General features: G+C 74.0%; 14 protein-coding genes. 4 read left to right on the forward strand and 10 right to left on the reverse strand.

Annotated features, from left to right (window positions below):
* Nucleotides 1-63: 63 nt before the first annotated feature.
* Nucleotides 64-1011 carry a methionyl-tRNA formyltransferase gene (locus tag ACLJTM_RS11840; RefSeq protein WP_411103463.1) on the forward strand — a complete coding sequence of 316 codons (948 nt, stop codon included), beginning with the start codon at nucleotides 64-66 and terminating at the stop codon, nucleotides 1009-1011.
* 186 nt (nucleotides 1012-1197) lie between these two features.
* Here ACLJTM_RS11840 and ACLJTM_RS11845 read toward each other — a convergent pair whose 3' ends face one another.
* A complete protein-coding gene (locus tag ACLJTM_RS11845) occupies nucleotides 1198-1740 on the reverse strand; it encodes a DUF5956 family protein (protein ID WP_411103464.1) in 543 nt (180 codons plus the stop codon).
* An 86-nt stretch (nucleotides 1741-1826) separates the two neighbouring features.
* Nucleotides 1827-3149 carry a cytosine deaminase gene (gene codA / locus ACLJTM_RS11850; protein WP_411103465.1) on the reverse strand — a complete coding sequence of 441 codons (1323 nt, stop codon included), beginning with the start codon at nucleotides 3147-3149 and terminating at the stop codon, nucleotides 1827-1829.
* Between the two features lie 245 nt (nucleotides 3150-3394).
* Between codA and ACLJTM_RS11855 the strand changes: the two genes are divergently transcribed.
* On the forward strand, nucleotides 3395-5221 hold the full coding sequence (locus tag ACLJTM_RS11855) for a prolyl oligopeptidase family serine peptidase (protein WP_411103466.1): 1827 nt from the start codon (nucleotides 3395-3397) through the stop codon (nucleotides 5219-5221).
* Between the two features lie 51 nt (nucleotides 5222-5272).
* The gene (locus ACLJTM_RS11860; protein WP_411103467.1) at nucleotides 5273-6121 is read left to right on the forward strand and encodes an SURF1 family protein; all 849 of its coding nucleotides are present in this window, start codon (nucleotides 5273-5275) and stop codon (nucleotides 6119-6121) included.
* 56 nt (nucleotides 6122-6177) lie between these two features.
* On the opposite strand, the gene ACLJTM_RS11865 is transcribed toward ACLJTM_RS11860, so the two are convergent.
* The 7 genes from ACLJTM_RS11865 to ACLJTM_RS11895 all read right to left on the reverse strand — a co-directional run bounded on the left by ACLJTM_RS11865 (nucleotide 6178) and on the right by ACLJTM_RS11895 (nucleotide 12334).
* The gene (locus tag ACLJTM_RS11865; protein ID WP_411103468.1) at nucleotides 6178-7263 is read right to left on the reverse strand and encodes a hypothetical protein; all 1086 of its coding nucleotides are present in this window, start codon (nucleotides 7261-7263) and stop codon (nucleotides 6178-6180) included.
* Nucleotides 7260-8039, reverse strand: coding sequence for a SigE family RNA polymerase sigma factor (locus ACLJTM_RS11870; protein WP_411103469.1), 780 nt, complete (start codon nucleotides 8037-8039; stop codon nucleotides 7260-7262). The genes ACLJTM_RS11865 and ACLJTM_RS11870 overlap by 4 nt, the downstream gene beginning before the upstream one ends.
* Before the next feature lie 169 nt (nucleotides 8040-8208).
* Nucleotides 8209-9282: an aspartate-semialdehyde dehydrogenase gene (locus ACLJTM_RS11875; RefSeq protein ID WP_411103470.1), complete on the reverse strand. Its 1074-nt coding sequence runs from the start codon at nucleotides 9280-9282 to the stop codon at nucleotides 8209-8211.
* Nucleotides 9279-10553: an aspartate kinase gene (locus ACLJTM_RS11880; protein ID WP_411103471.1), complete on the reverse strand. Its 1275-nt coding sequence runs from the start codon at nucleotides 10551-10553 to the stop codon at nucleotides 9279-9281. The genes ACLJTM_RS11875 and ACLJTM_RS11880 overlap by 4 nt, the downstream gene beginning before the upstream one ends.
* 152 nt (nucleotides 10554-10705) lie before the next feature.
* Entirely contained in the window at nucleotides 10706-11362 is a 657-nt protein-coding gene (locus ACLJTM_RS11885) for a DUF5063 domain-containing protein (protein ID WP_411103472.1), read from the reverse strand.
* Nucleotides 11355-11954 (reverse strand): recombination mediator RecR, encoded by a 600-nt coding sequence (gene recR, locus ACLJTM_RS11890; protein ID WP_267088502.1) that lies wholly within the window; start codon nucleotides 11952-11954, stop codon nucleotides 11355-11357. Before recR ends, ACLJTM_RS11885 begins: the two co-directional genes overlap by 8 nt.
* Before the next feature lie 35 nt (nucleotides 11955-11989).
* A complete protein-coding gene (locus tag ACLJTM_RS11895) occupies nucleotides 11990-12334 on the reverse strand; it encodes a YbaB/EbfC family nucleoid-associated protein (protein ID WP_411103473.1) in 345 nt (114 codons plus the stop codon).
* Nucleotides 12335-12589: 255 nt separating this feature from the next.
* Between ACLJTM_RS11895 and ACLJTM_RS11900 the strand changes: the two genes are divergently transcribed.
* Nucleotides 12590-13345 carry an SLATT domain-containing protein gene (locus tag ACLJTM_RS11900; protein WP_411103474.1) on the forward strand — a complete coding sequence of 252 codons (756 nt, stop codon included), beginning with the start codon at nucleotides 12590-12592 and terminating at the stop codon, nucleotides 13343-13345.
* 99 nt (nucleotides 13346-13444) lie between these two features.
* On the opposite strand, the gene ACLJTM_RS11905 is transcribed toward ACLJTM_RS11900, so the two are convergent.
* A complete protein-coding gene (locus ACLJTM_RS11905; RefSeq protein WP_411103475.1) occupies nucleotides 13445-14095 on the reverse strand; it encodes a hypothetical protein in 651 nt (216 codons plus the stop codon).
* Nucleotides 14096-14240: the final 145 nt, after the last annotated feature.

Below are 14240 nucleotides of genomic sequence, written 5' to 3' on the forward strand. Positions count from 1 at the left end.
TGCACCCTTAGGTAAGCCTTGCTTTACTTGTCCCGGTCAATCGCTCTTCTGAGGAGGAACCCCATGCGGGTCGTCATGTTCGGTTATCAGACCTGGGGCCATCGCACCCTGCAGGCCCTCCTGGACTCCGAGCACGACGTGGTGATGGTCGTGACCCACCCGAAGAGCGACCACGCCTACGAGAAGATCTGGAGCGACTCGGTCGCGGACCTCGCGCAGGAGCACGGCGTACCCGTGGTCATACGCAACCGGCCGGACGACGAGGAGCTGTTCCAGCTCCTGAAGGAGGCCGACCCGGACATCCTCGTCGCCAACAACTGGCGCACCTGGATCCCCCCGCGCATCTACAACCTCCCCGAGCACGGCACCCTGAACGTCCACGACTCCCTGCTCCCCAAGTACGCCGGGTTCTCCCCGCTGATCTGGGCGCTCATCAACGGCGAGCAGGAAGTCGGCGTCACCGCCCACATGATGGACGAGGTGCTCGACGCCGGCGACATCGTCCTGCAGAAGGCCGTCGCCGTCGGCCCGACCGACACCACCACCGACCTGTTCCACAAGACCGTGGACCTCATCGGCCCCGTCACCATCGGCGCCCTGGACCTCATCGCGTCCGGCCGCACCGAGTTCACCAAGCAGGACCGCTCCCAGGCCAGCTTCTTCCACAAGCGTGCCGAAGAGGACATCCGCATCGACTGGAACTGGCCCGCCCAGGACCTGGAGCGCCTGGTCCGCGCCCAGAGCGCCCCCTACCCGAGCGCCTTCGCCTTCCACAAGGGCAAGCGCCTGGAGATCGTGAAGGCCGTCGTCTCCGAGGGCCGCTACGGCGGCACCCCCGGCCGGATCTTCTACCGCGAGGGCGAGGGCGTGGTCATCGTCGCCGGCGCCGACGCCCGAACCGGCCGCAACCACGGCCTGGCCGTCACCCGCGTACGGACCGAGGACGGCCGCGAACTGCCCGCCTGCGACTACTTCACCTCCATGGGCGGGTACCTGACGAGCCGTCCCTGAGGCGGCCGGCGGCCACCGTTGCCCCCTGAACCGCCGCTCCCCCGCCCCGGACGGTCCCGGCGCGGGCCGGAGCGGCGCCCACCGCCGCGTGGATTCCCCCGGTCCGCGCGGCGGTGCCGGCCCCGTGCGCACGGGGCCGGATGCCACCCCTGCGGGCCAGTGGCCCGCGGCGGGCGACAGCCGGCCTCAGGCCCCCCGGGAAGGCTCCGCGCCGCCTTCGGCACGGGTCTGCGCCAGTGCGGCGAGTTCGGCCCGGACCAGGTCCAGGAACTCCGCCGAGGGCTGCTGCGCCACGCCCCGGGCGGCGGCCTGCGCCCGCAGGTGCGCCAGCATCGCGTCCACCGCGGGCAGGGAGCCGACCGGGCGCAGCAGCCACAGCCGCCCCCGGGGCCGCGGCGGCAGGCCCAGGCCGGCGAGGACGGCGTCGGCCTCCGCTTCGAGGAGTTCCACGTCGCCCCCGGGCAGCGGGGCGCACTCCACCGCGGTGATGCGTCCGTGCCCGTCGAGGCCGGTCTCCACCGCCCAGCGGGTGGAGCGGTCCGGGATCCAGGTGCGGTCCTGCGGCGGCCACACGTACGGCAGGAACGCCCACAGTGCGGCCTCCGGCGCCGGCTCCCAGCCGAGCACCTCCAACTCCCGCACCTCGGGCAGCCGGTCCGGCTCCTGCTCACTGCGGCCGGTGCGGCGCTGTGCGAACGGGTGCGGCGTTCCGTCCTCGTCCCACGACATGCGGGCACGCTATCCGACCGGTCGGCGGATGCCGCGGAACGCGGCCCGCGCAGCAGCGCGGCGACGTCCCCGCCCGGACCCGGACGTCAGCGGGGCCGCGGGGTGAAGTCGACCTCCGACGGGTCCTCGCCGGGCCAGTGGAGCACGGTCGGGGCCGGCGGGCTCTGAGCGATCACGGTGCCGTGCGCGACCACGTACCGGGCCCGGACCTGGCGGCGGATCGCCTCCTCGGGCGTCGGGGCGGGCAGCAGCACGAAGCTGGCGGGGGCCCCCTCGGCGATGCCGTACTCGCCGTCGTCCAGGCCGAGGACGCGGGCCGCCCGGTCCGTCACCATCGAGAAGGCGGCGGGCAGGTCGTCGGCGCCGGTGAGCTGCGCGGCGTACAGGCCGACGAGGGCGGTCTGGAGCGGGTTTGCGGTGCCGAGTGCGTTCCAGGGGTCCATCACGTCGTCGTGGCCGAAGGCCACGTTCACCCCCGCCGCGAGCATCTCCTTGACCTGGGTCAGGCCGCGCCGCTTGGGATAGGCGTCGAAACGGCCCTGGAGGTTGAGGTTCGCGAAGGGGTTGGCCACCAGGTTGATGCCGGAACGGACCAGCAGGCGCTGCAGCTTGTTGCTGTAGGCCCCGTTGTAGGAGCCCATGGCCGTGGTGTGCGAGGCGGTGGCCCGCTCGCGCAGGCCCGAACGCAGCGCCAGCGCGGCCAGCACCTCCACGAAGCGGGACTGCTCGTCGTCGATCTCGTCGCAGTGGGCGTCCACACGCAGCCCGAACTCCTCGGCCAGGGCGAAGGCGGCGCCCAGCGACGCGACTCCGTCCTCGCGGGTGTCCTCGAAGTGCGGGATGGCGCCGACCACGTCCGCACCGCGGACCAGCGCCTCGCGCAGCAGCGACGGACCGCCGGGGAAGGAGACGATGCCCTCCTGCGGGAAGGCCACGATCTGGAGCGTCATGAACGCGCGCACCCGGTCGCGCACTTCGAGCAGCGCGTCCAGCGCGGTGAGGGAGGGGTCGGTGACGTCGCAGTGCGTGCGCACGTGCAGCACGCCCTGCGCCGCCTGCCAGCGCAGCACCTCCGTGGCCCGTGCGACCACGTCCTCGTGCGTGAGGGTCCGCTTGCGCTCGCTCCAGCAGGCGATGCCCTCCCAGAGGGTGCCGGAGGCGTTCGGCCGCGGCTCCCCGGCGGTCAGGGCGGTGTCCAGGTGGATGTGCGGCTCCACGAAGGGCGCCGAGAGCAGGCAGCCGTGCGCCTCGATGAGGACACCGGTGGCGGGGGGCTCCTTCTGGTCGTCGTGCGGCAGGACCCGGGCGATCCGCCCGTCCTCGCCGACCTCGACGTCGGACAGGCCGTGTGGGTCGGCGGCGTGCTCCCGGCCGCTCGGCAGCCGGGCACCCCGGACGATCATCCGCATGGGAGCAGACTAGGCCGTCCCTTTCGGGTCTCGTGGGCTTCGCCCGGGCGTCCGGTCCGGTGTCGCGCAGGGCGCAGCGGCTCCCGGGTACCGGAGGTGGCCCCCGGCCGTCCGCACCACCCCTTCGCCCGGGCGCGCTGCGCGTGGCGGCGGCGGTGCCGGTGCGGCCGGGCTTCCCGTGTGCGCCCGTACGCAGCCGTCGGCATCCCGCGGGCCACCGCCCCGCCACCGGCAAGAATGGGCCCATGACGAGCGACAGCAGTGAGACCTCCGCAACACCGACGGAACCCGGGGAGATGCCGGACTGGGAGAGGCGGTTCCGGGCCCCGCGGGTCGGGCTGCCCGAGTGGGCCGAGGACGCCCCGGACCGTTCGCTCTTCGTCTCCAATGCGACCGGGACCTACGAGCTCTACGCCTGGGACCGCGCCACCGGCACCCAGCGGCAGGCCACCGACCGCCCCAACGGCACCACCGACGGCACCCTCTCCCCCGACGGGGAGTGGATCTGGTGGTTCTCCGACACCGACGGCGACGAGTTCGGCACCTGGGTGCGCCAGCCCTTCGCCGGCGGCCCCGACGAGCCGGCCACCCCCGGCCTGGAGCCCTCGTACCCGGCCGGCCTGGCCCTCGGCCGGGACGGGACGGCGGTCGTGGGCCGCTCCACCGACGAGGACGGTTCGACCGTCCACGTCGTCCGGCCGGACGGCTCCGCGCCCACCGTGATCTACCGGCACCGGGAGTCCGCGGGCGTCGGCGACCTGTCCCGCGACGGGACGCTCGTCGCCGTCGAGCACACCGAGCACGGCGACGCGATGCACTCGGCGCTGCGCGTGCTCACCCTGGACGGCGCGGCCGTCGCCGAACTGGACGACACCCGGGGCGCGACCGTGGAGCTGGGCCTGTCGGTCCTCGGTTTCGCGCCGGTCGCGGGCGACACCCGGCTCCTGGTCGGCCACCAGCGGCGGGGCCGCTGGGAGCCGATGGTGTGGGACGTGGCCACCGGGGCCGAGGAGGACCTGGCCGTGGACCTGCCGGGCGACGTGGGCGCCGAGTGGTACCCGGACGGCACCGCCCTGCTGATCGTGCACAGCTTCGAAGCCCGCAGCGAGCTGTGGCGGTACGACCTCGCCACGCGGGAGCTGATCCGCGTGGACACCCCGCCGGGGACGGTGTCGGGGGCGACCGCCCGGCCCGACGGGACGGTGGAGTACCAGTGGTCCTCGGCCGCCGAGCCCTCCACCGTACGGTCCACCTCGGGCGCGGTCGTCCTGGACCCGCCCGGTTTCCGGCCGCCCGGCTCGGTGCCGGTGGAGGACGTGTGGGTGGAGGGCCCGGGCGGCCGGATCCATGCGCTGGCGCAGCGGCCCGCGGGCCACGGGCCGGGACCCTTCCCGACGGTCTTCGAGATCCACGGCGGCCCGACCTGGCACGACAGCGACGCCTTCGCCGCGGCTCCGGCGGCCTGGCTGGACCACGGCTTCGCGGTGGTCCGGGTCAACTACCGCGGCTCGACCGGCTACGGCCGGGCCTGGACCGACGCCCTCAAGCACCGGGTCGGCCTGATCGAGCTGGAGGACATCGCGGCGGTACGGGAGTGGGCGGTCCGCTCCGGCCTGGCCGACCCGGACCGCCTGGTCCTGTCGGGCGGCTCCTGGGGCGGGTACCTGACGCTGCTGGGTCTCGGGACGCAGCCGCAGGACTGGGCGGTGGGCCTGGCCGCCGTCCCGGTGGCGGACTACGTGACGGCCTACCACGACGAGATGGAGGCCCTCAAGGCCCTGGACCGCACCCTCTTCGGCGGGACGCCGCAGGAGGTCCCGGACCGTTTCGCCGCCTCCTCCCCGCTGACCTACGTGGACGCGGTGCGGGCGCCCGTGCACATCGCGGCCGGAGTCAACGATCCGCGCTGCCCGATCCGCCAGATCGACAACTACGTGGAGCGGCTGGCGGCGCGCGGCGCGGTGCACGAGGTGTACCGGTACGACGCCGGGCACGGCTCCCTCGTGGTGGAGGAGCGCATCAAGCAGGTCAGGATGGAACTGGACTTCGCCCTGAAGCACCTGCCGCGCTGACAGCGCCGCCCCGGCGGCGGGATCACCGGTGCACCCCCGTACCGTGGTGGGGTGCACCGGTTTCTCCTGACCCCGCGCTGGTGGGGGATCAACGTCTTCGTCGCGCTCGGCGTCCCCGTCTGCCTGTTCATGGGGTCCTGGCAGCTCGGCCGGTTCGAGGACCGGGTGGACACCCACCGGGAGGCGAGCGCCCGGCGGCCCGCCGACCGGGCCGCCGCGCCCCTGGACTCCCTCCTCCCGGTGGACAAGGCGACCTCCGGCAGGACGGCCACCGCCGCCGGGGAGTACGCCGACCAGCTGCTGGTGCCCGAACGGCAGCTGGACGGGGCACCGGGTTTCTACGTCCTGACCCTGCTGAAGACCGATTCGGGCAAGGCCGTCCCCGTGGTCCGGGGCTGGCTCCCGGGGCCCGTGGACCCGGCGAAGGCCCCGGCCGCGCCGCACGGCCGGGTGGAGGTGACGGGCGCCCTGCAGGCCTCGGAGAACTCCGGCACCAAGGGCGTGCACGCGCAGGGCGGCCTGCCCGCCGGGCAGCTCGGGGTGATCGGTGCGGCCTCGCTGGTCAACCTGGTGCCCTACGACCTGTACGACGCCTGGCTGACGGTGCAGACCCCCTCCGACGGGATGCTCCCGGTGCCCGCGAAGGCCCCGGCCAACACCGGGCTCGACCTGAAGGCCTTCCAGAACCTCGGCTACACCGGCGAGTGGTTCGTCTTCGCCGCTTTCGTGCTCTTCATGTGGGTCCGGCTCTACCGGCGCGAGGTCGAGATGATCCGCGACGCGGAGGCCGGCCTGGTCCCGGCCGACACCGCCGGCAGGGGCGACGGCACCGGCGCTGCGCCCGGCACGGCCGGGCAGCCGCCCGCGGCGGCCGCCGAGGCCCCCGTCCCGCGGCCCTGACGCACCGCTCCCCGCGGCCCCGACGCACCGCCCCCGGCGTCCCTGACCCGGCTCCCTCAGGGTTTCGGCTGCTCCACCGGGATCGGGCCCGTGCGGTACACCGTCCCGCCGCAGGCCTCGGGGATGGTGGTCCGCGTGGTCGGGGTGCCCGTCTGGGGCGTGTGCGTCACCGCGACGCCCCCCGGCTCCTCGGCGGTGGAGCCCGCCGGCGGCTCGGCGGCCGGTGCCCCGCCCGTCCCGTCCGGGGCGCCCGCGGACCCGCCCTGCGGCGGCTTCGCGCCCCCGCCCGCGCTGCTCTGCACCGGACAGGGCTCCGCCGGGGGCACCCAGGCGAACCGGACCTCGTACGCCGTGTTGGGCTCCAGCGTCAGGACCCGCGCCTGCGCCGACGGGTCGGGCAGCAGCCCGCTCGCCGGGTCGCCCGCCGTGTGCCCGACCACCGCGACCCCCGCGCCCTGCGCGGCCGGCGCCCCGGAGACGGGCGCGGCGCGCACCGTGTCGGGGCCGCTGACGGTGCAGCCCTGCGCCGACACGTTGGTGACCTTGAAGCTGCCGTACACCTTGCCGTCCGCCTCCGGCGCCCGCGCCGAGCCCACCACTCCCAGCTGGTCGGCGGAGCACCCGGCCGCTCCCGGGGCCGCCACGGGCGGCAGCGGGCCCGAGCCCGCGGTCGATCCGGCCGGGGAGCCGGCTCCCGAGGGCCCGGCGCTCTGCCCCCCGGCCGGGTTGCCGCTCGCCGCGGGCGTCGGGGAGGCGCCGGTGGCGGCCGCGTCCGGGGTGGCTCCTGCGGAGCGGCCCGCCCGCGGAGGGGCGCCGGCGCCGTTCTGGTGCGGCTGCGAGGCGGTGGCGCCGGACGTGGCGCCCCGCTGCTCGCCGTGGCCCGCGATCGCCGAGTGCTCGCCGGTGTCGCCCGCGCCGCCGTCCGCGTAGAGGGCCGCCGGGATCCCGGTGCCCAGCAGGGCGACCGCCGCGGCCCCCACGAAGGCCCGGCGCCGGCGGGCGGTCCGGCGGGCCGGTACGGCGTGCCGCAGCCGCTCCAGCGCGTCCGCCGAGGGCTCCAGGCCCCCGACGGCTCCGTGCAGCAGGCCCCGGAGCGCCTGTTCGTCGCTCGCCCCGCCCGGCGGGGTGTGGTCGTCCCTCATGACTGCGCAGCCTCCATCGCCACCCGCAGCGCGGCAATGCCCCGCGATCCGTACGCCTTGACCGAGCCGATCGATATGCCGAGCGCCTCGGCGACCTGGGCCTCCGTCATGTCCGCGAAGTACCGCAGCACGAGCACCTCGCGCTGCCTGCGCTGGAGCCCGCGCATCGACGTGATCAGGTCGTCGCGCTCCAGCTGGTCGTACGCCCCCTCCTCGGCGCTCGCCATGTCCGGCATCGGCTTCGGCAGCAGCTTGAGTCCGAGGATGCGCCGGCGCAGTGCGGAACGGGAGAGGTTGACCACGGTCTGGCGCAGGTAGGCCAGGGTCTTGTCGCGGTCGCGGACCCGGTTGCGCGCCGAGTGCACCCGGATGAAGGCCTCCTGGACCACGTCCTCGCAGGAGGCGGTGTCGTCGAGGAGCAGCGCGGCCAGGCCCAGGAGCGAGCGGTAGTGCGCCTGGTAGGTCTCGGTGAGGTGGTCGACGGTGGTGCCGGCCACGACGGCCGGCGCCTGCGCGGCCCCCGCCCCCTGCCCGGCCCCTGCCCCCGGTGCGTCCGGTGCGTCCGCGCCGGTCCCGGCGGCCTGCTCCCCGTCGCGCGGTCCCGGCAGCCGGGCGCCGCGGGGCACCCCCGCGTGCACGGGCAGGTCGGAGCCGCCCGCGGGGGGCACGGGAACGATCACCGGGAGACCGCCGCCCGGCGGGCGGGAGCCGCGGCGCGGGGGAAGGATCCCGGTGCGTGCCGGTACGACGCCGAATTCGAGGAGTGCCTCTGCCACGCCTGTAGGACGCGCGTCCCCCCGTCAGGGTTGTACGCGCGGGGCGGCCTCACCAGCAACATCCCCAACGCCCTCATGCGAACCTGCTCTTCCCGAGTGCCCCGTCCATCGAGACGGCAGTCGGGCCATCACCTTGATCAAGGGATCAGCACCGATCCTACAAAGCGAATTACGCACCTTCACCTGCCACCAGTTCCGCGATCCGTGCCGCGTTGAGGGCGACGCCCCGGCGGAGATTGTCGGCGCACACGAAGAATTCCAGCGCGCGCGGGTCGTCGAGCGAGACCCGCACCCGCCCCACCCAGGCGGGATCGGTCCCGGCGGCGTCCACCGGCGTCGGGAACTCCCCCGCCGCCGGGTCGTCGACGAGCACCACGCCGGGCGCGCCCTCCAGGATCTCCCGGGCGTGCGCGGCGTCCACCGTGCGCTCGAACCGGGCCCGCACGGTCAGGGAGTGCCCGGTCACCACCGGCACCTGCACGCAGGTCACCGCGACCGGGAGCTTCTCCAGCTGGAGGATCCGGCGGGTCTGCGCCCGTACCGCCAGCTCGTGCGAGGACCAGCCGTCCTCGCGCAACTCCCCGGACCAGGGCACCACGTTGAGGGCCAGCGGGGCCGCGAAGGGGCCGGTGTCCTCGCCCACGGCGCGGCGCACGTCTCCGGTCTGCTCCCCCAGGGAGGTCCCGGCGACCACGGACAGCTGGCGCCGCAGGGACGCGGATCCGGCCCGGCCCGCGGCGCTCGCCGCCTGGTAGGTGGACACGGCCAGCTCGGCCAGCGCGTACTCGGCGTGCAGCGCGCCCAGGGCGGCGGCCATCGCGGCGGTCACGCAGTCGGGGCCGGCGACGATCCCGCGCGGCCTGTTCCGTGCGCAGTGCCCGTTGACCTCGGGCACCACCAGCGGCACGCCGGGGTCCTCGCGGAAGGCGGCGGACTGGTCCACGACGACGGCGCCGCGCGCGGTGACGGCCGGCGCCCACCGGGCCGAGACCTCGGCCGGAGTGAGGAACAGCACCACGTCGCCCTCCCCGAAGCCGTCGAAGGCGTCCTCGGAGAGGGCGAGCACCTCGCTCTCCCGGGCGCGGACGGCCAGCATGCGGCCGGCCGAGCGCGGGGAGGCGATCAGGCGGATGTCGCCCCAGACGTCAGCCCGCTGGGACAGGATCTGGAGCAGGACGGAGCCGACTGCTCCGGTCGCCCCGACCACGGCGAGCGCCGGGGCGGGGGACCGGGCCGCGGTCATCGTCCGGTGCCTCCGTAGACGACGGCTTCGTCGCTCTCGGTGTCGAGTCCGAAGGCCGTGTGCACGGCGCGGACGGCCTCGTTGACGTCGTCCTGGCGGGTGACGACCGAGATCCGGATCTCCGAGGTGGAGATCAGCTCGATGTTCACGCCCGCGTCGGACAGCGCCTGGAAGAAGGAGGCGGTGACGCCCGGGTTCGTCTTCATGCCCGCGCCGACCAGGGAGATCTTGCCGATCTGGTCGTCGTAGCGCAGGGAGTCGAAGCCGATCTGGCCCTTCGCCTTCTCCAGGGCGTCGATGGCCTTGTGGCCCTCGGCCTTGGGGAGCGTGAAGGAGATGTCGGTCAGGCCCGTGGAGGCCGCCGACACGTTCTGCACGATCATGTCGATGTTGATCTCGGCGTCCGCGATGGCGCGGAAGATCGCCGCGGCCTCGCCCGGCTTGTCCGGGACGCCGACGACCGTGATCTTTGCTTCGGAGACGTCGTGGGCGACTCCGGAGATGATGGCGTGCTCCACCTGCTCGTCCCCTTGCGGATTCTCGTTGCTGACCCAGGTGCCCGGCAGTCCCGAGAAGGACGACCGGACGTGGATCGGGATGTCGTATCGGCGTGCGTACTCGACGCAGCGGTGCAGCAGCACCTTGGAACCGGAGGCCGCCAGCTCCAGCATGTCCTCGGAGGAGATCCAGTCGATCTTCTTGGCCTTCTTCACGACGCGGGGGTCCGCGGTGAAGACGCCGTCGACGTCGGTGTAGATCTCGCAGACCTCGGCGTCGAGGGCCGCGGCCAGGGCGACGGCGGTGGTGTCCGAGCCGCCGCGGCCGAGGGTGGTGATGTCCTTGGAGTCCGCGGAGACGCCTTGGAAGCCGGCGACGATGGCGATGTTGCCCGTGTCCAGCGCGGTGCGGATGCGGCCCGGCGTGACATCGATGATGCGCGCTTTGTTGTGGACCGAGTCGGTGATCACGCCTGCCTGGCTGCCCGTGAACGACTGGGCCTCGTGGCCCAGGTTTTTGATCGCCATGGCCAGCAGGGCCATGGAGATCCGCTCTCCGGCGGTCAGCAGCATGTCGAACTCGCGTCCGGCGGGCATCGGGGACACCTGCTCGGCGAGATCGATCAACTCGTCCGTCGTGTCGCCCATCGCGGAAACCACGACGACCACCTGGTGGCCGTTCTTCTTGGCGTCCACGATCCTCTTGGCGACCCGCTTGATGCCTTCGGCATCGGCTACGGAGGAGCCTCCGTACTTCTGCACGACAAGGCCCACGTGCGCTCCTCGCTCATATCCGGTCCTGCGGTCAGTGACGCAGTCTAACGAGTGCCCGCGATCCGACCGCCATGTACCACATCATGAGACGTTGCGTTGATCACTTCGGTCGGCCGCGGAGAGGGGCGCCGGGCGCCTCTCGCGCCGGGGTGTCAGGCGGGGCCGGGGCGGCCCAGGCCGCCCAGCTCCTCGGCCATCACCAGGCCGGCCTGCTCGGCGAGGTCGTCCTCCGTCAGGTCCTCGTCCGTGTCCAGGCCGTCCAGGGCCGCCAGCGGCTGGTCCAGGCGGACGTGCGCGATGAGGGACTGGAGGGCCCGCAGGGTGGCCGAGGCGGTCGGGCCCCAGTTGGTGAAGTACGAGAACTGCCACCACCACAGCGCTTCGGTGATCCGTCCCGCATGGTGGTGGATCAGCCCGTGCCGCAGGTCCGCGACCACGTCCGCCAGGTCGTCGGAGATCCGGTGCGCGACCGGGGCCTTGCGGGGCTCGTACGGGTCGAAGACCTCGGAGTAGACGTCGACCGGCTCCAGCATCACCGCGAACCGCTCGCGCAGGTCGTCGACGTCCGGTTCGGGGCCGAGGTCGGGCTCGTAGCGCTCCTCGGGCAGGACGTCCTGGTACGCGCCCAGCCGGCCGCCCGCGAGGAGCAGCTGGGAGACCTCCAGCAGGAGGAACGGCACGGCACTGTCCGGGTCCTCGCCCTTGGCCACCTCGGTGACGGCGACGATGAACGACTCGATCTGGTCCGCGATCGAGGCGGCGAAGTCGTCCGGGTCCGGGTAGAGGGCGTGCAGCGTTGCGTCAGACATCGAGAAGTCGCCTTCCTTCAAAGGCCCGCCCGAGCGTGACCTCGTCCGCGTACTCCAGATCTCCCCCGACGGGGAGTCCGCTGGCCAGGCGGGTGACCTTCAGGCCCATGGGCTTGATCATGCGGGCGAGGTAGGTCGCGGTCGCCTCGCCCTCCAGGTTCGGGTCGGTGGCCAGGATCAGCTCGGTCACCGTCCCGTCCGCGAGGCGCGTCAGCAGCTCGCGGATGCGCAGGTCGTCCGGGCCGACGCCCTCGATCGGGCTGATCGCGCCGCCCAGGACGTGGTACCTGCCCCGGAATTCACGCGTCCGCTCGATGGCGACCACGTCCTTGGGCTCCTCCACCACGCAGATGACCGTGGTGTCGCGGCGCGGGTCGCGGCAGATCCCGCACCGCTCCTCCTGCGCCACGTTCCCGCACACCGCGCAGAAGCGGACCTTGTCCTTCACTTCGAGCAGCGCGTGCGCGAGGCGGCGGACGTCGGTGGGTTCGGCCTGCAGGATGTGGAAGGCGATCCGCTGCGCGCTCTTGGGCCCGACGCCGGGCAGCCTGCCCAGTTCGTCGATCAGGTCCTGGACCACGCCTTCGTACACGGACTGCCTTCTTTCGCTCGGGTGGGTCGGGACTGCTAGAAGGGGAGGCCGGGGATGCCGCTGCCGCCGCCCAGGCCCTGGGCCAGCGGCCCGAGGGCCTGCTGCTGGAGCGCCTGCGCGTTCTCGTTGGCCGCCTGCACCGCAGCGACCACCAGGTCGGCGAGGGTCTCGGTGTCCTCGGGATCCACGGCGCCCGGGTCGATCACCAGGGCGAGCAGGTCGCCGGAGCCCGTCACGGTCGCCTTGACCAGGCCGCCGCCGGCCTGGCCCTCGACCTCGGTCCGCGCCAGCTCCTCCTGGGCCGCGGCGAGGTCCTGCTGCATCTTCTGGGCCTGCTGGAGCAGCTGCTGCATGTCGGGCTGGCCACCACCGGGATTCACAGGGACTCACTCCACCTCGTCGAAAGCTCTTGGTCAATCCGAGCCTACGTGCTCCCCGGGCGGTGCGCCCTACGCCGTGAGGACCAACTCTTTCGAGTGAGAGTCGGGGCGCGCGCGTACCTGCTGGAGACCTCCTTGCGGGCGGAAAACCGGGGATTCGTCGTCCGCCGCCCGTCATTCGAAGGTAGGAAGAGCATGCGCACCATTGCGCACACGCGCACCACCACACGTCAGCGCAGGCAGAGGGAGTGCCGGGTGAGCCAGCCGGAGATGCAGCCCGAGGGGCCACCCCGGGATCCCCGGGACCCCCGGGAGGAGGGCGGCGGACCCTGGGCTGCGGGCGACCTGACCGGGCGGCCGTTCCCGCTCGGGGACTGGGGCGAGCCCGCGGAGCGGCTCGACGAGCTCTACCGGCGGGTCGAGGCCGACGCCCTGCGCACCGCCGAGTGGTACCTGTCCGACCGGGCGCGCAAGCGGCGGGGCGCCCGTGTGCTGCGCGCCGCGGCGGCCGCGGGCGCGGTCACCGGCGCCGCGCTGCCCCTGCTGGAACTGACCGGCTCGGTGCCGGGCGCCGCCGCGTACGGGTACCTCGCCCTGCTCCTCGGTGCGGCGGCGCTGGCCTGCGACCGGTTCTTCGGGCTCACCTCCGGGTGGATGCGCAACGTGGCGACCGCGCAGGCGGTGCAGCGCCGGCTCCAGACGCTCCAGTTCGACTGGGCCTCGGAGAACGTGCGCGAGGTGCTGGGGCCCACCGAGGGCACGGCCAGCGAGGCCGCCGAGCGCTGCCTGACCGTGCTGCGGCGGTTCTCCGAGGACGTCACCGAGCTGGTGCGCTCGGAGACGGCGGACTGGATGGTGGAGTTCCGGGCCGGGCCCGCGCCGCTGGTCATGCAGTCCCTGGGCGGTTCCGGGGGCCGCACGGACGCGGGCGTCCCGCCGGCCCGCTTCCCGCTGCCGCCCGGGACCCGCCCGAACATGCCCCGCCAGCGCCCGCCGGAGCAGCCCCGGTAGCAGCGGCTGCGGCGGGCGGCGGCTCCGGCGGGCGCGGGGAGCGCCCGTGCGCGGGCCGGCCGGCGTCCTGGCGGCCGGCCCGCGCACCGGCCGGGCCGCTCAGCTGAAGATGATCATCGAGCCCTGGCCGAGGCTCCGCGTCGCCGCCGCGTGCAGCCCCAGCCAGACGTGCCGCTCCCGGGCGAAGGGGCTGTCGTCGTACGGGATCGGCCCGGCGGGTTCCTCCAGCGAGGTCGGACGGCCGGGCGGCGCCGGGGCGGCGGGCGGGTTCCCCGGGTCCATCCCGATCGCCGGGGCCACGAACACCAGCTCCCGCAGCAACCCCTGCGCGGAGCCCAGCGGCCCGCCCCCGGCCAGCAGCTCCTCGTTCGCCAGCGGCGCCGTGAAGTCCACCGGGACATAGGCCCCGGCGTGGTCGTAGTGCCACACCAGGTGGGACTGCTGGGCCGTGGGCTCGAACATCTCCAGCAGCTGCTCGTAGTCCCCGCCCAGCTCGTCCACCGGGGTCACCGGCAGACCGCAGATCTGGAGCAGGTAGGCCCGCCTCAGGAAGTGCAGGGCGTCGTAGTCGAAGCCGGCGACGGGGGCGACGTCCCCGCTCAGGCCCGGCATGTAGGAGAACACAGGCACGGAGGGCAGCCCCGCCTCGCCCAGGGCCTTGTCGTACGAGGCGATCTCTTCTGCGAAGGGGTTGTCGGGGCTGTGGCACAGCACATCGACAAGGGGGACCAGCCACAGGTCACAGGCCACGCGGCCTCCGATCAGTCGTTGCCGCCGATCGGGCCAGCGTAGTGCGCCGGACACGCTCCGCGAAGAGGTGCGCAGAAGCCGGCGCCGGCAGGGGCGGCGCGGAGGCCCGGGACGGCGGGGAAGCGGGGAGCCCGGGTCAGCGGTC

The organism is Streptomyces sp. cmx-4-9, assembly GCF_046548835.1.
GTDB lineage: Bacteria > Actinomycetota > Actinomycetes > Streptomycetales > Streptomycetaceae > Streptomyces.